The 24,630-nt window shown below is 65.7% G+C and carries 18 protein-coding genes; all 18 read left to right on the top strand.

Going from position 1 to position 24,630, the window contains the following annotated elements; genetic code table 11:
* The first annotated feature begins 12 nt into the window (after positions 1-12).
* Positions 13-1,686 (top strand): methyl-accepting chemotaxis protein, encoded by a 1,674-nt coding sequence (locus tag ACMG4O_RS14205; protein WP_414434015.1) that lies wholly within the window; start codon positions 13-15, stop codon positions 1,684-1,686.
* Positions 1,687-1,766: 80 nt separating this feature from the next.
* On the top strand, positions 1,767-2,564 hold the full coding sequence (locus tag ACMG4O_RS14200) for a CheR family methyltransferase (protein WP_414434866.1): 798 nt from the start codon (positions 1,767-1,769) through the stop codon (positions 2,562-2,564).
* Between the two features lie 103 nt (positions 2,565-2,667).
* The gene (locus tag ACMG4O_RS14195; protein ID WP_414434014.1) at positions 2,668-3,729 is read left to right on the top strand and encodes a protein-glutamate methylesterase/protein-glutamine glutaminase; all 1,062 of its coding nucleotides are present in this window, start codon (positions 2,668-2,670) and stop codon (positions 3,727-3,729) included.
* A gap of 49 nt (positions 3,730-3,778) precedes the next feature.
* Complete coding sequence (locus ACMG4O_RS14190; protein WP_414434013.1) at positions 3,779-5,548, top strand: methyl-accepting chemotaxis protein; 1,770 nt, start codon at positions 3,779-3,781, stop codon at positions 5,546-5,548.
* A gap of 65 nt (positions 5,549-5,613) precedes the next feature.
* A complete protein-coding gene (gene cheY / locus ACMG4O_RS14185; RefSeq protein ID WP_142948133.1) occupies positions 5,614-6,000 on the top strand; it encodes a chemotaxis response regulator CheY in 387 nt (128 codons plus the stop codon).
* 40 nt (positions 6,001-6,040) lie between these two features.
* On the top strand, positions 6,041-6,727 hold the full coding sequence (cheZ, locus tag ACMG4O_RS14180; protein WP_414434012.1) for a protein phosphatase CheZ: 687 nt from the start codon (positions 6,041-6,043) through the stop codon (positions 6,725-6,727).
* Positions 6,728-6,996: 269 nt separating this feature from the next.
* Positions 6,997-8,133 carry a flagellar biosynthesis protein FlhB gene (gene flhB / locus ACMG4O_RS14175; protein ID WP_142948135.1) on the top strand — a complete coding sequence of 379 codons (1,137 nt, stop codon included), beginning with the start codon at positions 6,997-6,999 and terminating at the stop codon, positions 8,131-8,133.
* Between the two features lie 5 nt (positions 8,134-8,138).
* A complete protein-coding gene (flhA, locus tag ACMG4O_RS14170; RefSeq protein WP_194856841.1) occupies positions 8,139-10,214 on the top strand; it encodes a flagellar biosynthesis protein FlhA in 2,076 nt (691 codons plus the stop codon).
* A 41-nt stretch (positions 10,215-10,255) separates the two neighbouring features.
* Complete coding sequence (gene flhF, locus ACMG4O_RS14165; protein ID WP_414434011.1) at positions 10,256-12,328, top strand: flagellar biosynthesis protein FlhF; 2,073 nt, start codon at positions 10,256-10,258, stop codon at positions 12,326-12,328.
* Complete coding sequence (locus ACMG4O_RS14160; RefSeq protein WP_414434010.1) at positions 12,321-12,755, top strand: hypothetical protein; 435 nt, start codon at positions 12,321-12,323, stop codon at positions 12,753-12,755. The genes flhF and ACMG4O_RS14160 overlap by 8 nt, the downstream gene beginning before the upstream one ends.
* The gene (locus ACMG4O_RS14155) at positions 12,752-13,141 is read left to right on the top strand and encodes a flagellar protein FlhE (protein WP_370201878.1); all 390 of its coding nucleotides are present in this window, start codon (positions 12,752-12,754) and stop codon (positions 13,139-13,141) included. The genes ACMG4O_RS14160 and ACMG4O_RS14155 overlap by 4 nt, the downstream gene beginning before the upstream one ends.
* Positions 13,142-13,242: 101 nt before the next feature.
* The gene (locus ACMG4O_RS14150; RefSeq protein WP_414434009.1) at positions 13,243-13,947 is read left to right on the top strand and encodes an RNA polymerase sigma factor FliA; all 705 of its coding nucleotides are present in this window, start codon (positions 13,243-13,245) and stop codon (positions 13,945-13,947) included.
* A gap of 224 nt (positions 13,948-14,171) precedes the next feature.
* A complete protein-coding gene (gene prfC, locus ACMG4O_RS14145; protein ID WP_414434008.1) occupies positions 14,172-15,752 on the top strand; it encodes a peptide chain release factor 3 in 1,581 nt (526 codons plus the stop codon).
* A 293-nt stretch (positions 15,753-16,045) separates the two neighbouring features.
* Positions 16,046-17,527, top strand: a complete 1,482-nt coding sequence (locus ACMG4O_RS14140) for a SulP family inorganic anion transporter (RefSeq protein ID WP_414434007.1) — start codon at positions 16,046-16,048, stop codon at positions 17,525-17,527.
* Between the two features lie 34 nt (positions 17,528-17,561).
* The gene (locus ACMG4O_RS14135; RefSeq protein ID WP_142948142.1) at positions 17,562-18,431 is read left to right on the top strand and encodes a universal stress protein; all 870 of its coding nucleotides are present in this window, start codon (positions 17,562-17,564) and stop codon (positions 18,429-18,431) included.
* A 135-nt stretch (positions 18,432-18,566) separates the two neighbouring features.
* A complete protein-coding gene (locus ACMG4O_RS14130; protein WP_214012096.1) occupies positions 18,567-20,156 on the top strand; it encodes an isocitrate lyase in 1,590 nt (529 codons plus the stop codon).
* Positions 20,157-20,415: 259 nt separating this feature from the next.
* Positions 20,416-21,378 (top strand): efflux RND transporter periplasmic adaptor subunit, encoded by a 963-nt coding sequence (locus tag ACMG4O_RS14125; protein WP_228548189.1) that lies wholly within the window; start codon positions 20,416-20,418, stop codon positions 21,376-21,378.
* Positions 21,378-24,449, top strand: a complete 3,072-nt coding sequence (locus tag ACMG4O_RS14120) for an efflux RND transporter permease subunit (protein ID WP_142948144.1) — start codon at positions 21,378-21,380, stop codon at positions 24,447-24,449. The genes ACMG4O_RS14125 and ACMG4O_RS14120 overlap by 1 nt, the downstream gene beginning before the upstream one ends.
* Positions 24,450-24,630: the final 181 nt, after the last annotated feature.

The raw sequence follows: 24,630 nt of genomic DNA, 5'->3' as shown, positions 1-24,630 counted from the left end.
GGGAGAGTGGGAATGCGTAACAATCAGCCGGTGACAAACCGTGAGTATGCGCTCAAGGGCGATGACTTTCTGATTTCGAGGACCAACCGCAGGGGGCGTATCACCTACGCCAACCCGGCGTTTATCGAAGTCAGCGGCTTCACCCGCGAAGAGCTGATCGGCGCCCCGCACAACATCGTGCGCCACCCGGACATGCCGGAGCAGGCGTTCGAGAACCTGTGGCGCACCCTGAAAGAGGGTGGCACCTGGATCGGTCTGGTCAAGAACCGGCGTAAGGACGGGGGCTATTACTGGGTACGCGCCCACGTCACCCCGATCATCGAGGACGGTGAAATCGCCGGCTTCGTATCCGTGCGCCTCAAGGCGGACAAAGGCTCCATCGACGCCGCCGAACAGGCCTACATCGCACTGCGGGAAGGGCGCGGCGGCCACCTTTACCTGCACCGTGGCGAGATTCGCCGTCGTGGGGTAGTGGCGGCGCTGCGACGCTGGAACCCGCGTTCGGTGAGCAGCCGTATGACGCTGCTCTACCTGGCCAGCGCCGCGCCGCTGCTGGGCGCCGGAGTGATCGGCTTCCTCGGCCGTGGTGAGGCGGCGCCATTGTCCACCGCCTTGATGGCCTTGGCGGCGGTGGGCCTGCCGCTGGTGGCGCTGCTGTTCTGGGCCACCGCCCGTTCGGTGCTGGGCCCGGTGCGCGAGGCCGGCATGTTCACGCTGCAGATCGCCGCCGGCAATCTGGCGGCCAAACCGCCGCGCCGCCTCAGTGGTGAAATGGGGCTGCTGGTGATGGGCCTGAAACTGATGCGCCGCAGCCTGGGCAGCATCGTCGGCGACGTGAACCGGGGCATCGAAGTGGTCACCCCGGCGGCCCGCGATATCGCCCAGGGCAACGAAGATCTGTCCTCGCGTTCGGAGCAGCAGGCCGCCTCGCTGCAGCAGACCGCCTCCAGCATGGAAGAGATCACCGCGACCGTGGGTCAGAACGCGGAGAACGCCCGCCAGGCCAGCCGGCTCAGCGGCGAGGCGTCGCGGGCGGTGTCCGAGAGCGGCGAAGTGATGGGGCAGGTGGTGGACACCATGGGCCGCATCACCGCCAGCTCCGAAAAGATGGCGGTGATCATCGGCACCATCGACAGCATCGCCTTCCAGACCAACATTCTGGCCCTCAACGCCTCCGTGGAAGCGGCCCGCGCCGGCGAGCACGGCCGCGGCTTCGCGGTGGTGGCCCAGGAGGTGCGTAACTTGGCCGGCCGCTCCGCGGACGCCGCCAGGGAGATCCGCGACCTGATCGCCGGTTCCGGCCGCGAGATTGAAAGCGGCGCGGAACTGGTGCGGCGCGCGGAAGCGGCGATCGAATCCGTGGTCACCTCGGTGACCCGGGTCAACGACATCATGGGCGACATCAGCGCCGCGTCCGAAGAACAGAGCACCGGCATCAACCAGATCAACCAGGCGGTGGCGCAGATGGACGGCGTCACCCGCCAGAACGCGGAACGGGTGCAGGCCTCCGCCCGCGCGGCCGCCTCCCTGGAAGCGCAGGTCGACAGCCTGACCCATTCGATCGCGGTATTCCGTCTGCGCGACGGTGCCGAGCAGGCGCCGGCCAAGGGCGCCGACGTTCGTCGCCTGCCCGCGTCGCCGCCCCGGCCGCGCTCCGCGTCCACCACCCAGACCCTAGCCGGATGACCCCTTTGAGCAGTCGAGTGCCTATCAGCCCCACCGCCGCCACCGGCGACGCGGGGCGTTTTTCGCCGGACCGCGACCTGATGCTCAGCGACGCGGATTTCGCGCGTATCCGTGAGTTGATCTACCGCCGCGCCGGTATCGTTCTGGCGGAACACAAAAAGGATATGGTCTACAGCCGTATCGGCCGGCGCGTACGCAAGCACGGCCTGGTCCGCTTCCAGGATTATCTGGCGAAACTGGAGCAGGACAGCGGCGGCCCGGAGTGGGAAGCGTTCACCAACGCCCTGACCACCAACCTCACCGCCTTCTTCCGCGAGAGCCATCACTTCCCGCTGCTCGCCGATCTGGTGCGCGAGCGGCGCGGGCCGGTGCGGGTGTGGAGCGCCGGCGCCTCCACCGGCGAGGAGCCGTACTCCATCGCCATGGCGCTCACCGAAGTGCTGGGTGACAAGGCCGATTTCCAGGTTCTCGCCACCGATATCGACACCGAGGCCCTGGACCGGGCCCGGCGCGGCATCTATCCCATGGACCAGGTCGGCAAGCTCGACGAGCGGCGGCGCAAGCGTTTCTTCCAGAAGGGCAGCGGCGCGCGCTCCGGGTTTGCCCGGGTGCGCCCGGAAGTGGCGGCGCGGGTGCGTTTCCAGACGCTCAACCTGGTGGCGCCGAAATGGCCGATGGACGATCGCTTCGACGCCATTTTCTGCCGCAACGTGATGATCTATTTCGACAAGGGCACCCAGGCCCGCATCCTCGACCGCTTCGCGCCTCTGTTGAAGCACGACGGCCTGCTGTTCGCCGGCCACTCGGAAAGTTTTTCCTACATCAGCGACCGCTTCCGCCTGCGCGGCCAGACCGTCTACACCCTCGCCGACCGGTAACACTCAAAAATCCTAAAGAAGCGCCGCTACCCGCCGATAGCGTGAATAACAAAGGCAAGTCATGCCGGTTACGGCGTTGCCTCATGGAGAGGGGAGACCGATCTTGGCCGGGAAAAAAATAAGGGTGCTGTGCGTCGACGACTCGGCCCTGATCCGCGATCTGATGAGCGAAATCATCAACAGCCACGACGATATGGAAGTGGTGGCGGTGGCGCCGGATCCCCTGGTGGCCCGTGATCTGATCAAACGCCACGACCCGGATGTGCTCACCCTGGACGTGGAAATGCCGCGCATGGACGGCCTCGATTTTCTCGAGCGGTTGATGCGGCTGCGGCCGATGCCGGTGCTGATGGTGTCGTCGCTCACCCAGGCCGGATCCGAGGTGACCCTGCGGGCGCTGGAACTGGGCGCGGTGGATTTTCTGCAGAAGCCGGCGCTGGGTATTCGCAGCGGCATGATCGAGTACAGCGAGCTGATCGCGGAAAAAATCCGCGCCGCCGCCCGCTCGCGGCCCCGGCGTATCCAGGCCGGCGAACGGAGCGCGCCCAAGCCGCTTAAGTCGGTGATGGTGTCGAGCGAAAAACTGGTGATTCTGGGCGCTTCCACCGGCGGCCCGGAGGCGATACGGCAAGTGCTGGAGCCGTTGCCCGCCAACTGCCCGGCGATTCTGATCGCCCAGCATATGCCCGGCGGCTTTACGCACTCTTTCGCGCTGCGGCTGGACAAGCTGTGCCGCATCACCGTCAAGGAAGCGGAGGACGGTGAGCGGGTGCTGCCCGGGCACGCCTACATCGCCCCCGGCGACCGGCACCTCAAGCTGGTGCGTAGCGGCGCCAACTATGTGGTGCGCCTGGACGAAGGCCCGCCGGTGAACCGTCACCGGCCGTCGGTGGATGTGCTGTTCCACTCGGCGGCGACGCAGGCCGGCCGCAACGCCATCGGCGTGCTGCTCACCGGCATGGGCAAGGACGGCGCGGCGGGCCTGCTGGCCATGCGCCGCGCCGGGGCCACCACCCTGGCCCAGGACGAAGACACGTCGCTGGTGTTCGGCATGCCCCGCGAGGCGATCGCCATCGGTGCGGCCACGGAGACACTGGCACTGGAGGAGATGGCGCCGCGCATGCTGGCGCTGGCGGCGGCTTCCGGCCGTGCGCAACGGGTTTGAATAACAAAATGAATTTTCTGAGCAAGCTCCTGAGAGAGGAACGGCGGCTATGATGAAAGTACTACGCAACCTCAATATCAACACCATGGTGGCCGGCGCGCTGGTGTGCTGCGCGCTGCTGGTCAGTGTGCTGGCGGTGTTGCGTTTCACCACCAACGAAATGGTGGACGATTCGATCTCCACCCTGAACCAGATCAACGTTCAGCAGCTCAACGAAGTGAGCCGCGCGGCGGTGCTGCTCAACCGGGCCCGCATCCAGATGGACCTGGCCGCCGATTATCTCGATCAGGGCATGCGCCTGGTGGCGGAAAACCAGATCGACGGCGTGGAAGGCTTATTGGAGCGCGCTCAGAACCGCTTCGATAATTTCGACGAAACACCGAAAACCGAGATGGGCCAGGCCCGCGCCAGCGAGCTGGCCACCGGCTTCAACACGGTGATGGGCCTGGTGCGCGACCAGTACGCCGCGCTCAAGGCCGGTGAACTGAGCGAGTACAAAAACCTGCGCCAGGAATTGCTTACCCCCGGTGACAGTCTCGACGGCAGCCTCACGGATTTCACCCGCTACGCCAATGAGCGCGGCGATGACATCATGGCCAACTACCAGGAAAAGACCGCCCTGTTCGGCCTGATCGGCATGGCCGCGCTGGCCGCCACCGCGGTGGTACTCCTGTTGATTTACTGGGTACTGCGCAAAGCCGTGGTGGCGCCGCTGCATGACGCGGTGGAGAACCTGCAGCGCATCGCCCGCGCCGATCTGTCTCAGCGCATTCATGTGCCCGGCCGCAACGAGATCGGCAAGCTGTTCGCCGCCATGCGGGACATGCAGGAGAGCCTGTCGGGCATCGTCTCCAATGTGCGCAGCAGCAGTAACTCCATTTTTGTCGGCAGCTCCGAGATCGCCCGTGGCAACACCGACCTGTCCTCGCGCACCGAGCAGCAGGCCGCCTCGTTGGAAGAGACCGCCACCAGCATGGAGCAGCTCACCGCCACCGTGAAGCAGAACGCGGACAACGCCCGTCAGGCCAGCAGCCTGGCGAACGACGCTTCCGGCACCGCCACCCGTGGCGGCGATGTGATGCGTCAGGTGACCGCCAAGATGCAGGGCATCACAGAGAGCTCTAAACAGGTCGCCGACATCACCGGCATGATCGATTCCATCGCTTTCCAGACCAACATTCTGGCGCTTAACGCTTCGGTGGAAGCGGCCCGGGCCGGCGAGCAGGGCCGCGGTTTCGCGGTGGTCGCCGGGGAAGTGCGCAACCTGGCCGGCAACAGTGCCGACGCCGCCCGCCAGATCAAGCAGTTGATCGAAACCTCGGCGGTGGAAGTGCAGGAAGGCTCCACCCTGGTCGAGCAGGCCTCCGAGACCGTCAAGGAAGTGGTCGCCGCGGTGAAACGCGTCACCGACATCATGGATGAGATTTCCGCCGCCTCGCAGGAACAGAGCGGCGGCATCGAGCAGGTCAGCCAGGCGGTCAGCCAGATGGATGAAGTGACCCAGCAGAACGCCTCCCTGGTGGAAGAGGCCAGCTCCGCGGCCGCGTCCCTGGAAGAGCAGGCCCGCCGTCTGGAACAAGCGGTGTCGATCTTCCGGCTCGACAGTGAAGCCGGCGAGCCGACGATGGACGCCGCCGTGGTGCCGATGATCACCCACGAGCACGACGAAGCGGAGGAACACGACGACGGCCCGTCCGAGCCCAAGCCGCACGCCGAGCAGGAAACGCCCCGGCAACGTTCCGAGCAGGCGCCGCGCGAAAGCCGCCCGGCACCGCGCCGTGAACCGGTCACCACCGAGGACGACTGGGAAGAGTTTTAACGACCCTGAACCGCGCCGGGGACGCGCTCCCGCCACCCGGCGCCATGACGCAGTGAGAGGATCCGATGGATAAGGGCATGAGTATTCTGGTGGTGGACGACTTTCCCACCATGCGACGCATCGTTCGCAGTCTGCTCAAGGAGTTGGGTTTCACCAACGTGGAAGAGGCCGAGGACGGCCAGGAAGCATTGGGCAAGCTGAAAGGCGGCGATTTCGAATTCGTCGTGTCGGATTGGAACATGCCCAATCTCGACGGTCTGGAGATGCTCAAGCAGATCCGCGCCGACGAGGCCATGAAAGCGCTGCCGGTGCTGATGGTCACCGCCGAAGCGAAGAAAGAGAACATCGTGGCCGCTGCCCAGGCCGGCGCCAACGGCTATATCGTCAAGCCGTTCACCGCCGCCACCCTGGAAGAAAAACTCAACAAGATTTTCGAGAAGCTGGGCAAATAAGCGACGCGGGGTCCAGCTTCCCTGGTGAGGAGAACCGAATATGAGTGGTGAGGCCCGGCAAGTGGCGGCACACGAGGGCGCGCACGGCGACGACCTGGTAGTCCGTATCGGACAGCTCACCCGCATGTTGCGTGAAAGCATGCGGGAACTGGGGCTGGACAAGGAAGTGGAGAAAGCGGCGGAGGCGATTCCCGACGCCCGCGCCCGTCTCAACTATGTGGCGTCGATGACCGAACAGGCCGCCGACCGCGCGCTCAACGCGGTGGACCGCGCCCAGCCGCTGCAGAATGAGATCGAGAGCCGGGCGGAGAGCCTCGACCAACAGTGGCAAACCTGGTTCGAAAACCCCATGGAGCTGGACCAGGCCCGGCAACTGGTCACCGACACCCGCGGCTATCTGGCGGCGGTGCCGGAGATGGCCCGCGAAACCAGCAAGGAGCTGCTGGAAATCATGATGGCCCAGGATTTCCAGGACCTCACCGGGCAGGTCATCAAGAAGATGATGGCGGTGATCCTGGAAGTGGAGAACCAACTGCTTCAAGTGTTGCTGGAAAGCGTCCCCGACGGTGAAGAGCGCGACGCCATGAAGCGCCGCATGGAGAGCGCTGGCGGTGCCACCCGTCAGGAGGCGGGGTTGGTCAACGGCCCGCAGATCAACGCCGAGGGCGAGGATATTGTCAGCAACCAGGATCAGGTCGATAGCCTGCTCGATGAACTCGGCTTCTAGGCGGCTTGTGGGAGCGGGCCCAGCCCGCGAAAGGCCGGCAAAGCCGGCCGGCAGGATCCCAGAGAGCCTTCTATTGCCGTTCAACAAAGTCTCTGGTATCCCGCCGGGTGGCTAACGCCACCCTTTCGCTTGCAAGGCAAGCTCCCACAAGGTCAGCCAGGAGTCGCCGGAATAGCGGCGGGCAAACCCCTCTTATCCTTGGATTGGCTTGTTGGGCCATCGGCGACAATCCCGGGCATTGAAGTAATGATGCCCGGAATGCCGCCGCCATGGCCGAAGAGACCGAAGATCAGGAAAAGACCGAAGAGGCCACGCCCCGGCGCCTGGAAAAGGCCCGGGAAGACGGCCAGGTGGCCCGCTCCCGGGAGCTGACCACGGTAATGCTGCTGTTCGGCGGCGTCGGCGGCCTGTGGTCCATGGGCCCGACGCTGTTCGACCAGGTCGGCATGGTGATGGAGCAGTCGTTCCTGTTCGACCGCCGCCAGGGCTTCGACAGCACGGTGATGCTCACCCACGCCGTGGACCTGGGCGCGCGCACCCTGTTCGCACTGATTCCGCTGTTCCTGATGCTGGCGGTGATCGCGCTGATATCGCCCAACCTGCTGGGCGGCTTCCTGATTTCCGCCAAGTCCCTCAAACCCCAGCCTTCCAAACTCAACCCCATCAAGGGTCTCAAGCGGCAGTTTTCCTCCCAGGCGCTGGCCGAGCTGGCCAAGGCGATCGCCAAGTCGATCCTGGTGGGGTCGGTGGCGGTGGCGTTTCTGAGCGCCAAGCGCGGCGAGTTCATGGCGCTGATGGACCAGCCCACCCAGCAGGCGCTGGCCAATGCCCTGCGCCTCGCCGCCATGGCCTGCGGGCTGATGGTGCTGTCGCTGGTGGTGGTGATTCTGATCGACGTGCCCTACCAGCTGTGGAGCCACGCCAAGAAGCTGCGCATGAGCAAGGAAGAGATCAAGCGCGAGCACAAGGAGACCGAAGGCGACCCGCAGCTGAAGGCCAAGATCCGCTCCCAGCAGCAGGCCATGGCCCGCAACCGGATGATGAGCCAGGTGCCGGACGCCGACGTGATCGTCACCAACCCGACCCACTACGCGGTGGCCCTGCGCTACGACGAAAGCAACATGAGCGCCCCCCGGGTGATCGCCAAGGGCGCCGACGAAGTGGCCGCGCGCATCCGCGAGCTGGGCGGCGAACACCGGGTGCCCCTGCTGGAAGCACCGCCGCTGGCGCGGGCGCTGTACCGCCATGTGGACATCGACCGGGAGATTCCCGGGCCGCTCTATACCGCCGTGGCGGAAGTGCTGGTGTGGGCGTTCCGCCTTAAACGGGCCCGGGAAGAGGGCGGCGACCAGCCGCTGACCCCGGCGGATCTGCCGATCCCGGCGGAACTGGAGGTGGCGCCGTGAAAGCGATGAGCCACTACCTGGGCGGGCGCGAGCTGCTCGGCGACGGCGGCGCCAAGGTGCTCGCCGGGCCGATCCTGATCCTGCTGATCATGTCCATGCTGATCCTGCCGCTGCCGCCGTTCGCGCTGGATATGTTCTTCACCTTCAACATCGCCCTGGCGCTGATGGTGCTGCTGGTCAGCATGTTCACCCTGAGCGCGCTGGAGTTCGCCGCCTTCCCGGCGGTGCTGCTGTTCACCACCCTGCTGCGGCTGGCCTTGAACGTGGCCTCCACCCGGGTGGTGCTGATGGAAGGCCACGAAGGCGGCGCTGCCGCCGGTAAGGTGATCGAGGCGTTCGGCCAGTTCCTGGTGGGCGGCAACTTCGCCGTCGGTCTGGTGGTGTTCCTGATTCTGGTGGTGATCAACTTCATGGTGATCACCAAAGGCGCCGGGCGCATCGCCGAGGTGGGCGCGCGCTTCATGCTCGATGCCATGCCCGGCAAGCAGATGGCCATCGACGCCGACCTCAACGCCGGACTGATCGGCGAGGAAGACGCCAAGAAACGCCGCGCCGAAGTGGCCCAGGAAGCGGATTTCTACGGCTCCATGGACGGCGCCAGCAAGTTCGTCCGGGGCGACGCCGTGGCCGGCCTGGTGATTATGGCGGTGAACATCATCGGCGGCCTGCTGATCGGCATGCTGCAGCACGATATGTCGTTCGCCGACGCCGGCCGCACCTACACGCTGCTGACCATCGGCGACGGCCTGGTGGCGCAGATTCCGGCGCTGGTGATCTCCACCGCCGCCGGCGTCACCGTGTCCCGGGTGACCACCGACCAGGACGTCGGCCAGCAGATGATCAGCCAACTGCTGATGAACCCGCGGGTGATGATCCTGGCCGCCGGGGTGATGGGCCTGCTGGGCCTGGTGCCCGGCATGCCCAACTTTGTGTTCCTGCTGTTCACCGCCGGTCTGGCCGGCGCCGCCTGGTACCTGAGCCGGGCCAAGGAAAACCGCCTCGCCGAAGAGCAGATCGACGCGGCGCCGCCGCCGGAGCCGGAAGCGCCGGAGGCAAGCTGGGACGACGTTCAACTGATCGACGTGCTGGGCCTGGAAGTGGGCCACCGCATGATTCCCCTGGTGGACTACCGCCAGCAGGGCGAGCTGCTCGGCCGCATCAAGAGCGTGCGCAAGAAATTCGCCCAGGAGGTGGGCTTCCTGCCGCCTGTGGTGCACATCCGCGACAACCTGGACCTGGGCGCCAACAGCTATGTGGTCACTCTCAAGGGCGCGGAAGTGGGGCGCGGCGAAGCCTTTCCCGGCAAGTGGCTGGCGATCAACCCGGGCCAGGTCACCGGCGAAGTGAAGGGCACCGCCACCCAGGACCCGGCCTTCGGCCTGCCGGCGGTGTGGATCGACGCGGACCAGCGCGAGCAGGCCCAGGTGTACGGCTATACCGTGGTCGACGCCAGCACCGTGGTGGCCACCCACCTCAACCATCTGCTGCACCACCACTCCGCGGAAATGCTCGGCCGCCAGGAAGTGCAGCAGCTGCTCGACAAACTGGGCGAGGACAGCAAGGCGCTGGTGGAAGACGTGGTGCCCAAGGCGGTGTCGCTCACCGTGCTGCAGCGCCTGCTGCAGAACCTCTTGGAAGAGGACGTCTCGATCCGCGATATGCGCACCATCCTCGACACCCTGGCGGAGCACGCCGGCCAGAACGCCGACGCCCACGAACTCACCGCTCAGGTGCGCGTGGCGCTGGGCCGCGCCATTACCCATCAGTGGTTCCCGGGCCAGGACGAGCTGCATGTGATCGGCCTGGACAGCAACCTCGAGCAGGTGCTCGGCCAGGCGCTGAACGGTGGCGGGGCGCTGGAGCCCGGCCTCGCCGACACCTTGATGGAACAGGCGGCCGCCGCCCTGGAGCGCCAGGAGGCCGCCGGCGAACCGCCGGTGCTGGTGGTGCAGCACGGCCTGCGGCCGCTGCTGGCGCACTTCCTGCGCCGCCGTCTGCGCCACCTGGTGGTGATGTCGCAGGCGGAGATTCCGGACGACCGCACCCTGCGCGTGACCAGCATGATCGGCGGCACCGCCTGAACAGGCCCTAACCAGAACCGCAAAAAACAGAGGATACCGTCATGGGCGTGCAACGCTTTGTCGGCAGCAACAACCGGGAAGCCATGGGCCGGGTGCGCGCGGCGCTGGGCGACGACGCCCTGATCCTGGCCAACCGCGCCACCGACCAGGGTGTGGAGATCCTCGCCCTGGCCGAGGACGACTCGTCCGGCTATGCACCGTCGGAACAGGCGGTGCCGGACCGCGCCGGTCAAGCGGCCGTGGCGCCGGCCCAGCAGCGCGTCCCCCATCACGCCCCCGCCGGCCCCGATCTCACCGAGCAGTTGCTGCGCGAAGTGCGCGACATGCGCGAACAGCTGGCCCGCCGTGCGCCGGCCGGCGACGACGACGGGCCGCGTCAGGCCTTGCGCCGGCGTCTGCGCGGCGCCGGGTTCAGTGCGGTCTTCAGTGACACCCTGCTGGCCGGCCTGCCGCCGGAGGCGCAGCGCGATGAACAGGCCGACCGCTGGCTGCAGCGCCAATTGCAGCGCCGTCTGTCCGTGGCGGCCCCCGGCGATCTGGAACAGCCCGGTGTGATCGCTCTGATCGGCCCCACCGGGGTGGGCAAAACCACCACCGCCGCCAAACTGGCGGCGCGGCTGGCCCGGCGCCACGGCCCCGAACGGGTGGCCCTGGTGAGCGCCGACAGCTACCGCATCGGTGCCCGCGATCAATTGCGCATCTACGCGGATCTGCTCGGTGTCGCCCTGTTCAACCTGGAAGAGGACGAACCGCTGGACCGGCTGGCCCGGTCATTGGCGGACCGCCCCTGGGTGGTGGTCGACACCATCGGCATGAGCCAGCGCGACGCCCGCTTGGGCGAGCAGTTGCGCCAGCTCAGCGGCGCCTTGCGGGTGCGGCCGGTGTTGCTGCTCAACGCCGCCAGCCAGGGTGAAACCCTGGAGGAAGTGGTGGCCGTGTACCGGGGCACCGCCCGCACCGCCGGGCTGGCCCTGGACGACGCCATCGTCAGCAAGCAGGACGAGGCCAGCCGCCTGGGCCCGGTGCTCGACGCCGCCATCCGCCATGACCTGCGGCTGCATTACGTTTGCCGTGGCCAGCGGGTGCCCGAGGACATGGTGGCCGCCGACGCCGCCGGCCTGGTGGACGACGCCCTGGCGCTCACCGGCGACAGCGACGACGACGGCCGCCCCGGCGCCCCGGGCTGGGCCCGTCAGGTGCTGGCCCAGGGGCGTGCCCTGGACGCCGCGGTATCACTGTTGCGCGAGGGCGCCCCGGATTTCGACGCCACGGAGGCGCTGTGGCAGGGCCGGCCGGCGGCGGACCGCGCCGCCGCCGACCAGGCACCGATGCATTTGCGGCATGGCGGCACGCGACCGGCGCCGGTGCTCGGTTTGGATGGCCACGGGCTGCCCATCGGCGTGCCGAGCGCGCCCGATACGCGCTTTTCCCTCGCCGCTCAGTTGTTGCCGGCGACCCCGGACACCGCGCTCTGGCGCGCCTTGCAGCGCAGCGGCCAGCCGTGGCTGGCGGCGGCGCGGGGCAACAGCCGGGTCTGGCGTCTCGGCCAGCGCCTGCCGTTGAACGAGTGCTATCCGTTGGCGGCGCCCTGGGACAGCTTGATGGTGCGCCACCGCGGCCGCGCCGCCCAGCTGCGCCTGCGGCGCCTGGATGTGGCCGCTTCGCCCATCGGGCGCGGCGACGGCGCGCCGTTCACCGCCTTGCTGTGCGCCTGGTTCGGCGAAATACGCGACCTGGACAGCGGCCGTCTGCTCGGGCGCCGCTACTGGCTGGCGCCGGCGGGGCAGAGCCGCCGGCAGGACAGCGACCTGCTGGTGCACATGCTGCGCTGCGAAGAGTGGCCGGCGCTGCGCGAGCGCGCCGCCGCCGACCTGAATGCCGCCGGCGGCGGCGAGGACTGCTGGGCGCTGGCCGGCGCCCTGGCGGCGCTGGCGGTGCGGCTGGACCAGGACAACGGTGACTGGGCCCTGGACCTGCGTGCCCAACTGCTGAGCCTGACCGGCTCCCGGCGGCGCAGTGCCGCCACCTTGCTGACCGCCCTGATCGAGCTGTTCAGCGCCCGCCGTGAACTGCAGCGCATCGGCGCGGTGGCCGGGGGCACCGGCGATGCCTGATCAGGCCGCCGGATTGCGGGCGCGGGCGCGCCCCGACCCCCCCGAGCCAGGGCCCACCCTGATGGTCGTCGGCCTGCCGCCCAACGCCGCCGCTGAAACCGTCACCGAGCGGCTCGCCGGCTGGGCCCGGCGCGGCCGGCGCTGGGTCGGCGACCCGTCCGCCTGGCGCATCGTGGCGCTGGACCCGGCCAGCCCGCACCTGCCGCTGCTGGCCAGCCAGCAGCGGCGCTGGGCGCTGTGGGTGGACAGCGACGCGGACGCCTTCCGCCGCGCCTACCGCACCCTCAAGATACTGCGCCGCCACCCCGGGCCCAGCCGCCTGCTGGCGCTGCACGCCCCCGGGCTGCCCCGGGCCGGGCTGCTCAGCAACCTGCAACACGGCGCCCGGCATTTTCTCGATATCGAGCTGGTGGTGCTGTCGCCATGAACAAGGTCGCCGGGGTGCTGCTGCTTTTGTTGTGGTCGCCGCTCCCGGCGGCCCCGGGCAGCTGGCAATCGCCGCTGGCGGAACTGCGTCTGGCGGTGGCCGGGCGTTTCTATCACAGCGAGCCGGCCACGCCGCCGCCGATCGCGGCGGGGGAAAACATCGTGCGGGTCGGCTGGCGCTACCGGCTGCCCGCCGGGCGCCGCGTTCAGGCGTGGCTGTGCCAGGGCGAGCAGTGCGTGCCCCTGGGCAGCGCCCGGCGCGGCCACTTTCTGGCGCCGCCGGCCTGGCGGGTGACGCGGCCGCTGCGGCTGCGTTTCCGCCTGCCCGCCGGCGAGCGCCGCGCGGTCACCGTGGGCGCGCCCCGGTTGACGGTGGAATACCGCTAGAAAAGAACCCAATAAAGGCCGTTATTTGCCGCTTCCAAATCGCGCCGACCGCTAATAATGGAAGTCTCAGAATGGCATCCGGGCCCGGTTCGGGGAAAACCATGTATACGGCACAGGGAAAAATCAACCACGACGCACTGCTGGAAGAGCATCTTCCGGCCGTCCGCCGGCAGGCGCTGGCGCTGCAGGTGAAGCTGCCTTCCGGCATCGACCTGGACGATTTGATCCAGGCCGGCACCGTGGGGTTGCTGGACGCGTTGCAGCGCTTTGACGCCAACGCCGGCGCCAGCTTCTCCACCTTCGCCAGCCAGCGCATTCGCGGCGCCATGATTGATGAACTGCGCACCCGCGACTGGTTGCCGCGCAGCGTGCGCCGCAACGCCCGCGCCGTGGACCAGTGCGTGCACCGGCTGGAGCAAAAGCTGGGGCGGCCCGCCGAAGAGCGCGAAATCGCCAACGAAATGGGCATGGACCTGGAGCAGTACCGTCAACTGCTCACCGACACCAACAACGGCCTGCTGCTGCCCTACGAGGAAATGGTCGCCGAGCGCGGCGAACCGGAAGCCGGCAGCGGCTCACCGCCGTCGCCGTTCGCCGCCCTGGTGGACAGTGAACAACGCGAGCAGCTCACCGCCGCCATCGAAACGCTGCCCGAGCGCGAAAAGCTGCTGCTGGCTCTTTATTATCAGGAAGAGCTCAACCTCAAGGAAATCGGCGCCGTGCTCGGCGTCACCGAATCCCGCGTCTGCCAGCTGCACAGTCAGGCGGTGAGCCGGCTGCGGGCGCGCCTGGCGCCTGACGCCTAAGGCTGCCGGTAGCGACTTGTGCGAGCGGGCCCCGCCCGCGAAAGGGCGCAAAGCGCCCGGCAAAGGGTGCCCCGCAGGATCCCAGAGGCCCCATTGGAGCCCCGCTTTCTTGGCTCTCTGGTATCCTGCCGGCAAGCTGTGCTTGCCTTTCGCGGGCAGGGCCCGCTCCTACAAGATTCCTTCGGTCAGGAGTACAATGCGCGCCGACGCAGACCGAGGAATCTATGAGCCCCACCGACGAGATCAATAAACGGCGTACCTTCGCCATCATCTCCCACCCGGACGCCGGTAAAACCACCATCACCGAGAAGGTGCTGTTGTACGGCAACCTGATCCGCATGGCGGGCACCGTGAAGGGCAAGAAGTCCGGCGTGCACGCCACCTCGGACTGGATGGAGATGGAAAAGGAACGGGGCATCTCGGTGACCACCTCGGTGATGCAGTTCCCCTACCGGGACGCCATGGTCAACCTGCTGGACACCCCCGGCCACGCCGACTTCTCCGAGGACACCTACCGCACCCTGACCGCGGTGGACTCCGCCCTGATGGTGATCGACGCGGCCAAGGGCGTGGAAGAGCGTACCGTGAAGCTGATGGAGGTGTGCCGGCTGCGCGACACGCCGATCCTGACGTTCATCAACAAGCTGGACCGGGAAGTGCGCGATCCCATCGAGGTGCTCGACGAAATCGAGGACGTGCTCAAGATCGAGTGCGCCCCGGTGACCTGGCCGATCGGCATGGGCAAGAACTTCAAGGGCGTCTACAACCTGCTCACCGACACCGCCGTCCTTTATAAGAGCGGCCAGGGCCACACCATCCAGGAGCGCCGTGAAGTGAAAGGCCTGGATAACCCGGAGCTGGACCAGGCGGTGGGGTCGGACTACGCCCAGGAGCTGCGCGACACCCTGGAGCTGGTGCAGGGCGCCAGCCACGAGTTCGACCTGCAGCGCTTCCAGGAGGGCAAGCTGTCGCCGGTGTTCTTCGGCACCGCCCTGGGCAACTTCGGCGTCGACCATATGCTCGACGGCCTGGTGGAGTGGGCACCGCCGCCGCTGCCCCGCGACGGCGGCGAGCGGCAGGTGGCCGCCACCGAGGACAAGATGACCGGCTTCGTGTTCAAGATCCAGGCCAATATGGACCCGCGCCACCGCGACCGTATCGCCTTCCTGCGCATCTGTTCCGGCAAGTACAAGAAGGGCATCAAGCTCAAGCAGTGCCGCACCGGCAAGGACCTGCGCATCGCCGACGCGCTGACCTTCCTGGCCGGCGAGCGCGACAACGTGGAAGAAGCCTACGCCGGCGACATCATCGGACTGCACAACCACGGCACCATCCAGATCGGTGATACCTTCACCGAGGGCGAGGACCTGCGCTTCACCGGCATCCCCCATTTCGCGCCGGAACTGTTCCAGCGCGTGGTGCTCAACGACCCGCTCAAGAGCAAGCAGCTGCACAAGGGGCTCAAGCAGCTGGCGGAGGAGGGCGCCACCCAGGTGTTCTTCCCGCTGCGCAACAACGATGTGATCCTGGGCGCGGTGGGCACGCTGCAGTTCGACGTGGTGGCCGCCCGGCTCAAGGGCGAGTACGGCGTCGACTGCCGCTACGAGCCGATCAGCGTGAGCACCGCCCGCTGGGTGGAGGCGAACAGCGAGCGCGAACTGGAAGCGTTCGAGCGCAAGGCCTACGACAACCTGGCCCGCGACGGCGCCGGCCACCTGACCTACCTGGCCCCGACCCGGGTCAACCTGCAGCTCGCCCAGGAGCGCCACCCGGACATCCGCTTCCGCGAGACCCGCGAGATCTAGCCGGTTCCCACAAGGCCCGCTCCCACAGGCGGGTCTTGTGTGCTAGACTCCGCGCCCTCCGATTCGACCGGCCCCGATTCATGCGTTTGATCTGCAGTCCGCCCTAGCGCCCACTTCTTTATTTGTACCTGTGGGAGCGGGCCCAGCCCGCGAAAGGCAAGCGAAGCTTGCCGGCAGGATCCCAGAAACCTTCTGGCGGTCCATCCCCGTCTTGATTTTCAAGCTGATTCTTTTTTGTTTGCCGCCGTGGCATTGCCGCGGTTGTCCGTCTGTTGTTCAGGTTAAGGGATCCTATGTTGCCCGATATTAAGCAAAACTGGTTTTCCAATGTACGCGGTGATGTGCTCGCCGGGATCGTGGTCGCTCTTGCCCTGATTCCGGAAGCGATCGCGTTCTCGATCATCGCCGAGGTGGACCCCAAGGTGGGGCTTTACGCCTCCTTCTGTATTGCCGTGGTGACCGCGTTCACCGGCGGCCGCCCGGGGATGATCTCCGCCGCCACCGGCGCCATGGCGCTGTTGATGGTGACTCTGGTGCGGGACCACGGCCTGCAGTATTTGCTGGCGGCCACGGTGCTCACCGGGGTGCTGCAGATCGTGTTCGGGGTGTTCAAGCTGGCCACGGTGATGCGGTTCGTGTCCCGGTCGGTGGTCACCGGGTTTGTTAATGCGTTGGCGATTCTGATCTTCATGGCGCAAATTCCGGAGCTGCTGGGGGTCACCTGGCACGTCTACGCGATGGTGGCGGCCGGGTTGGCGATCATTTATCTGTTGCCGCTCCTGACCACGGCGGTGCCCTCGCCGCTGGTGTGTATCGTGGTGCTCACCGGGGTGGCGCTCTACTTCGGCGTGGAAATGCCCACCGTGGGCGACAAGGGGGATCTGCCGGACAGCCTGCCGGTGTTCCTGCTGCCGGATATCCCGTTGTCCCTGGAAACGCTCCAGATCATCTTTCCGGTGTCGCTGACCATGGCGGTGGTGGGCCTGCTGGAGTCCATGATGACCGCCACCATTGTCGACGACCTCACCGACACCGAAAGCGACAAACACCGCGAATGCCGGGGCCAGGGCGTGGCCAACATCGCCTCCGGTTTCCTCGGCGGCATGGCCGGCTGCGCCATGATCGGCCAGTCGGTGATCAACATTAAGTCCGGCGGCCGCACCCGGTTGTCCACGCTGGTGGCCGGTGCCTTTTTGCTGGTGCTGGTGGTGTTCCTGGGCGACTGGGTGTCACGGATTCCCATGGCCGCGCTGGTGGCGGTAATGATCATGGTGTCGATCGGTACCTTCAGCTGGGAATCGATCCGCAATCTGGGCACCCACCCGGCCAGCAGCAGCGTGGTGATGCTGGCCACCGTGGTGGTGACCGTGTTCACCCACAACCTGGCGATCGGCGTGGGTATCGGCGTGTTGCTTAGCGCGCTGTTCTACGCTAACAAGGTGGGCCGGGTGTTCTACGTCACCAGCGAGTCCGAAGAGGGCAGCTACCGCCGTGACTACAAGGTGGTGGGCCAGGTGTTCTTCACCTCCGCCGACCAGTTCGGTGAGTCGTTCGACTATAAGGAAGGCGTGGACAAGGTGACCATCGACGTGCACCGGGCCCGCTTCTGGGACATCACCGCCATCGGCGCGCTCGACAAGGCGGTGATCAAATTCCGCCGTGAAGGCACCGAGGTGGAGGTTATCGGCCTGGACGAGGCCAGCGCCACCCTGGTGGACAAGTACGCCGTGCACGACAAGCCCGACGCCGTGGAAAAACTGATGGGCGGTCACTGAAGCCCTTAATACGCCTGATAAAAGGAAGCACTTAATGAGTCATGTGATTGCCTGTATCGACGGCTCCACCGCCGCGGACTCGATTTGCGACCACGCTGCCTGGGCCGCCGGCCGCCTCAACGCACCGCTGATGCTGCTGCACGTTCTGGACGAGGCCCGATACCCTGGAACAAAAAGCCCCAGCGAGACCAACCTCAGCGGTAACCTGGGCCTGGGTGCCCGGGAGACCCTGCTGACCGAACTGGCGGACCTGGACGCCAAGCGCAACCGGCTGGCCCTGGAACAGGGCAAGGCCACCTTGGAAGCGGCGCGTGCCCGGGTGGCCGCCGACGGCGTGCCGGACCCGGTGCTGCGCCAGCGCCACGGCAACCTGGTGGAGGCCCTGAAAAGCCTGGACGACGACACCCGCCTGCTGGTGATCGGCAAGCAGGGCGTCAAGCACGGCGGCGCCGGGCCGTCCGGCGGCGAGGTCGGCGACAACGTGGAGCGGGTGGTGCGCACCATCCACAAGCCGGTGCTGATCACCGTGGGCGAATTCCGCGAGCCGAAAAGCATCATGCTGGCGTTCGATAACAGCGCCAGCACCCGCACCGGCGTGCGGTTGTTGGCCGACAGCCCGCTGTTCAAGGGCACCCCCTGCCAGCTGCACCTGGTCAAGGTCAACGGCGACGACGAGGGTCTCGACTGGGCCACCCAGTGCCTGGAGAACAGCGGCCATACCGTGGTCACCGCGCGCCTGGAAGGGGAGGTGGAAGCCGCCCTGCACCAGTATCAGGAAGAGCAGGGTATCGACCTGATCGTGATGGGGGCTTACGGTCACTCCAGGATCCGCGAGTTGCTGATCGGCAGCACCACCGACCGAATGCTCCGCAACGCCCGGGTGCCCCATTTGATCTTGAGGTAGGACCACCATTCACGAAAGAAATACCGGGTATCATAAATATTGATTTCTTTTATGAGATAGGCGCTCCTAGAATGCGCGCCATCGGTAGCTGGTGAGCCGGCTTCGGTATCCATTTCCATATCGAAAGGATTGACCATGTCATACTCCAAAGACATCGAAGCATTGAATTCCGTGGTTGGTGCCAACAAAACCTGGCACGACATCGACCCGGAAGCTGCTGTTCGCATGCGTCTGCAGAACCGTTTCAAAACGCATCTGGACATCGCCAAGTACAACGCGAAGATCATGCGCGAGGACATGGCGGCCTACGACGCCGATAACAGCAAGTACACCCAGTCTCTGGGTTGCTGGCACGGCTTCATTGGTCAGCAGAAGATGATTTCCATCAAGAAGCACTTCGGGGATACCAAAGGCCGCTACCTGTACCTGTCCGGCTGGATGGTCGCCGCGCTGCGCTCCGAGTTCGGTCCGCTGCCCGACCAGTCCATGCACGAGAAAACCGCGGTCGCCGACCTGATCCGCGAACTCTACACCTTCCTGAAGCAGGCGGACGCCTGGGAACTGAACCACCTGTTCCGTGACCTGGACGAAGCCAAGGCCGCCGGTGACCAGGCCAAGCAGGCCGAGATCGTCGACAAGATCGACAACTTCCAGACCCACGTTGTGCCGATCATCGCCGACATCGACGCCGGTTTCGGTAACCCGGAAGCCACCTACCTGCTGGCCAAGAAGCTGATCGAAGCGGGCGCGTGCTGCATCCAGATCGAGAACCAGGTGTCCGACGAGAAGCAGTGTGGCCACCAGGACGGTAAAGTGACCGTTCCCCACGCCGACTTCATCGCCAAGATCAACGCGGTGCGCTACGCGTTCCTAGAGCTGGGCGTGGACGACGGCGTGATCGTTGCCCGTACCGACTCCGAAGGCGCCGGCCTGACCCAGAAGATCGCCGTGACCAACGAGCCGGGCGACCTGGGCGACCAGTACAACAGCTTCCTGGAAGGCGAATACATCGATTCCGCCGACCAGATCAACAACGGCGACATCGTGATCAAGTCCGACGGCAAGCTGCTCAAGCCCACCCGTCTGGCCTCCGGTCTGTTCCAGTTCCGCCGCGACACCAACATCGACCGCGTGGTACTGGACTGTGTCACCAGCCTGCGCAACGGCGCCGACCTGCTGTGGATCGAGACCCCGACCCCGAACGTGGCTCACATCAAGCACATGGTCGACCGTATCCGCGAGCAGGAGCCGAATGCCAAGCTGGTTTACAACAACAGCCCGTCGTTCAACTGGACCCTGAACTTCCGTCAGCAGGTGTTCGATGCCTGGAAGGAAGAAGGCAAGGATCTGAGCGACTACGATCGCGCCGACCTGATGAACGAGAAGTACGACAGCTCCGAGCTGGCCGATGTGGCCGACGAGTGGGCCAAGGAGTTCCAGGCCAAGGCTTCCCGCGAAGCCGGTGTGTTCCACCACCTGATCACGCTGCCGACCTACCACACCGCGGCGCTGTCCACCGATCAGCTGGTGGAAGGCTACTTCGGTGACCAGGGCATGCTGGCCTACGCGAAAGGCGTTCAGCGTGAGGAAATCCGCCGTGGCATCGCCACCGTGAAGCACCAGGACATGGCCGGTTCCAACATCGGTGATGACCACAAAGAGTACTTCTCCGGTGAAGCCGCGCTGAAAGCCGGCGGTAAAGACAACACCATGAACCAGTTCTAAAACAGGTTCTCCGGTGTAACAAGAAACGGCGCCTTCGGGCGCCGTTTTTTTTTGCCTGGCCCCGCCCCGTCGTGACCACCGTTGCTTTTTCTGTCATTATTGTACCGTCCAGTACTGTTAAGAGGTGTCGATGAAGCGGTTGAAAGGAATGCCTGTGGGGGCATGGATGCTGTTGATGGGCGGCATGGCCGTTATCGGGCTTGCCGGATGTGGTGAGCCGGAGCCCGCCGCGCAGCCGCGACCGGTCTCCGTGAAACTCATGACCGTTGGGCACACCAGTGATCGAGTGCGCCGTTACCCGGGCCGCGTGGTGGCCACGGAGCGCGCGGAACTGGCTTTCCGGGTGTCCGGGCAACTGGTGGCGCTGCCCGTGCGGGATGGACAGAAGGTGGAGCAGGGCGAGCTTCTTGCCGAGTTGGACGCCCGCGACTTCCGTAATGACCTGGATCAGCGCCTGGCCGATGCCAAGCTTGCCGGGAACCAGTATCGGCGTGGCCAGACCCTGTCCAAGCGGGGGATGATCGCCGATTCCGAACTGGATGAGCTCACCGCCCGCCATCAGCAGGCCCAGGCGGCATTGAGCCAGGCCAGGGACAACCTTTCCTATACCCGTCTTACCGCGCCCTACGATGGTGTGGTGGCGAGCACCGAGCAGGAAAACCACCAGTTCGTTCAAGCCCGGGAGCCGGTGCTCTACCTGCAAAGCGCGGATACCATCGACGTGCATTTCTCGGTCTCCGAGGGCTTTATCCGCCGGGTTTTGCCCCTGGGGCCATCGTTCCGCCCGGAGGTGGTGTTCCCCGGCCTGCCAGAGCAGCGTTTCCGCGCCGTCTACCGCGAGCATGAGTCGCGCCCCGGCGCCACCCAGGCCTACACCATCGTGGTCACGTTGCCGGTGCCCGATGATCTGGTGCTGTTACCAGGGATGAGCGTGACGGTACGCGTCGATCGAGCCGCCGAGCGACAAGGCGACAAGACCGCGCCCATCGTGCCGGTGGAAGCGGTGTTCAACGGCGATGAAGCAACCGGTGCCCGGGTGTGGCGCCTGGACACGGAAAACGACACCGTGGAGGCCCAGCCGGTAACGCTGGGGGCGGTTTCCGGCGACGGCGTGGCTATTCTCGAGGGCTTGTCGGCGGGCGATCGCATCGTGGTCGCCGGCGTGCACCGCCTGGAGGAAGGCCAGGCGGTGCGGGAACTGACGCGCGAACGGGGGCTGTAATGAACATTGCCGAGTACGCCGTCCGGCACCGGGTGGTCAGCTGGCTGTTCACGCTGGTGCTGCTGATCGGCGGCGTCGTGGGCTTTCTGCGGTTGGGGCAGCTGGAAGATCCGGAGTTCACCCTGAAAACCGCCATGGTGATCACGGAGTACCCCGGGGCGTCCTCTCGCGAAGTGGAAGAGGAAGTGACCCTGCCAGTGGAAAAGGCGATTCAGAGCCTCTCCTATGTCGATTACGTCACGTCGATCTCCAGCGCCGGTCTGTCCCAGATCACCGTGGAGATGAAGCCCATCTACCGTGAAGACGATCTGAAGCAGATCTGGGACGAGCTGCGCCGCAAGATCCGCGACCTGCAGCCGCGATTGCCGCCGGGCACCAACGGCATCCAGGTGATCGACGACTTCGGCGACGTGTACGGCATCCTGCTGGCGCTCACCGGCGACGGCTATGAGTATCAGGACCTCAAGGATTACGCCGACGTCCTGGTCCGTGAGCTGGTATTGGTGGAAGGCGTCGGCAAGGTCCAGGTGGGCGGCCAGCGCCAGGAACAGGTGTTCGTCGAGTTGTCCCGGGAACGTCTTGCCAATCTCGGCATCAGCCAGGACCGGATTTTCTCGCTGCTGGATACCCAGAACGCGGTGAACCCGGCCGGGCGGGTGCGCGTGGGTGATGAATATCTGCGCATCGCGCCCACCGGTGACTTCGACTCGGTGGAGGCGATGCGGGATTTGTTGATCTCGGACCCGGGCGCCGAGCAATTGGTTTACCTGGGGGACGTGGCCAACATCGAGCGGGACTATCGTGAGGTGCCGCGTCATCTCTATCGCCATCAGGGCGCGCCGGCTCTGACCCTGGGGATTTCCTTCGCGCCGGGCGTTAACGTGGTGGAAGTGGGCGAACGGGTCCGCCAGCGGCTGGAACAGCTGGACTACCGTCAGCCCGCCGGCATGGAGCTGTCCACGGTCTACGACCAGCCTCGGGAAGTGGAACGTTCCGTTAACGCCTTCCTCTGGAACCTGGCCCAGGCGGTGATGATCGTGATCGGCGTGCTGTTGCTGTTCATGGGACTGCGCTCCGGTGTACTGATGGGCGGCATTCTGATGCTCACCATTCTTGGCACCTTTATCGTCATGGCGGTGCTCGGCATTGAGCTGCAGCGTATTTCCCTGGGCGCGCTGATCATTGCCCTGGGGATGCTGGTGGACAACGCCATCGTCATTACCGAAGGCATTCTGGTGGGCATAAAACGGGGGCTGTCCAAGGTGGCGGCCGCCGCGGAAATCGTACGGCAGACCGCCTGGCCGCTACTCGGCGCCACGGTGATCGCGATTACCGCGTTCGCGCCCATCGGCCTGTCCAGCGATGCCTCCGGGGAATTCACCAACAGCCTGTTCTGGGTACTGCTGATCTCCCTGATGTTGAGTTGGGTGGTGGCCATCACGCTGACCCCGTTCTTCGGCCACCTGATCTTTTCCCGCGACCGGGACGGCTCTGAAAACGACGACGGGGACCAGGGGGAGGACCCCTATAAAGGCCGCTTCTTTCAGCTCTACCGGCGCCTGCTGGGCAAGGCCATCCGGCACCGGGTGGTGACGCTGCTGTCCATGGTGGTGTTGTTGCTGGCCGCGGTGGGCGGTTTCGGATTGGTGAAGCAATCGTTCTTCCCGCCGTCCAATACGCCCATCTTTCTGGTCGATTACTGGCTGCCCCAGGGCAGCGATATCCGTGCCACCAGCGAGCGCGTGCAGCATCTGGAGGGCGCCCTGGGCGACACCGAGCATGTTACCGGGGTGACAAGCACCATCGGCCAGGGCGCGCAACGTTTCATGCTGCCGTACTTCCCGCAAAAGACCTATCCCTCCTACGCGCAGCTGATCGTCAGGGTCGACCAGCGGGAAAACATTGATGGGGTGATCGCGCAAACCCGGGACTGGATCGACAACCATCACCCGTCCGCCTTCGCCAAGCTCAAGCGTTTGATGATCGGCCCCACCGCTAACGCCACCATCGAGGCACGGCTTTCCGGCCCTGACCCGGCGGTGCTGCGCGCCCTGGCCGTGGAGGTCGAAGCCATCATGGAAGCCGACCCGGGCCTGGAAAGCATTCGCCACGATTGGCGGCAGAAGGAAAAAGTGATCCGGCCGCAATTCGAGCAAGCCCAGGCCCGGCGCGCCGGCGTTACCCGGGCCGACCTCGAGGACGCTCTGGAAATGAATTTCTCCGGTCTCGAGGTCGGCCTGTTCCGCGATGGCGCCGACCTGCTGCCGATCCTCGCCCGGCCCCCGGACCAGGAGCGCCTGGGCGCGGACAACCTGGATCAGGTACGTGTTTGGTCGCCGGTGCTTGAGGATTACATCGCCATCCGGCAGATCGTCTCCAGCTTTGAAACCGATCTGGAAAACGGTTTGATCCTGCGCCGTGACCGCAAACGCACCCTCACCGTTCAGGCGGAGCCGGACGTGCTCGGCGATGAAACCGGCGATCAGGTACTGCGGCGCGTGCGCCCGGAGATCGAAGCGCTGCCGTTGCCGGCCGGCTACGAACTCACCTGGGGCGGCGAATACGAACTCACCCAGGACGCCCAGAAGGCGGTGTTCGCCAGCGTGCCGCTGGGATACCTTTTCATGTTCATTATCACCATCCTGCTGTTCGACAGCCTGCGTCAGCCGCTGGTGATCTGGGCTACGGTGCCGCTGGCGATCATCGGCGTGACCGTGGGGTTGTTGGTTTTTAACGCACCGTTCAGCTTTATGGCGTTGCTGGGCTTTTTGAGCCTGTCCGGCATGCTGGTGAAGAACGGCATCGTTCTGGTGGAGCAGATCAAGCTGGAGCTGAAAGCCGGAGCGGACGCCCTGGACGCGGTGATCCATGCTTCCGTGACCAGGGTGCGCCCGGTCTGCATGACCGCCGTGACCACCATCCTGGGCATGGTGCCGTTGTTGTTCGACGCCTTCTTCAAATCCATGGCGGCGGTAATCATGTTCGGCCTGGGCTTCGCCACGATACTCACCCTGATCGTGGTGCCGGTGCTTTACACGCTGGCCTATCGAATGAACCCGCCGCGCGTCTGAAACCGGGGGCACACCGTGGCCCCCGTACCTGCCAGGCGGTCAAAAATTCACCGTTAAAACGCCAGTTTTTCATATTTGCACCTATTCACCGCCCCGTGATGGTATAAAACCCAGTGCATACATCGGGGACGTGCAGGGACAGCATGAAGATGGGCGCCAGGGGGAGGCGCGGGGAGCGAGT

Origin of the sequence: Alloalcanivorax venustensis (assembly GCF_047495515.1) — a bacterium.
In the GTDB taxonomy this organism is placed as follows: domain Bacteria; phylum Pseudomonadota; class Gammaproteobacteria; order Pseudomonadales; family Alcanivoracaceae; genus Alloalcanivorax; species Alloalcanivorax venustensis.
Note: the sequence above shows the minus strand (reverse complement) of the source record. Positions and strands in the feature narration are given on the sequence as shown.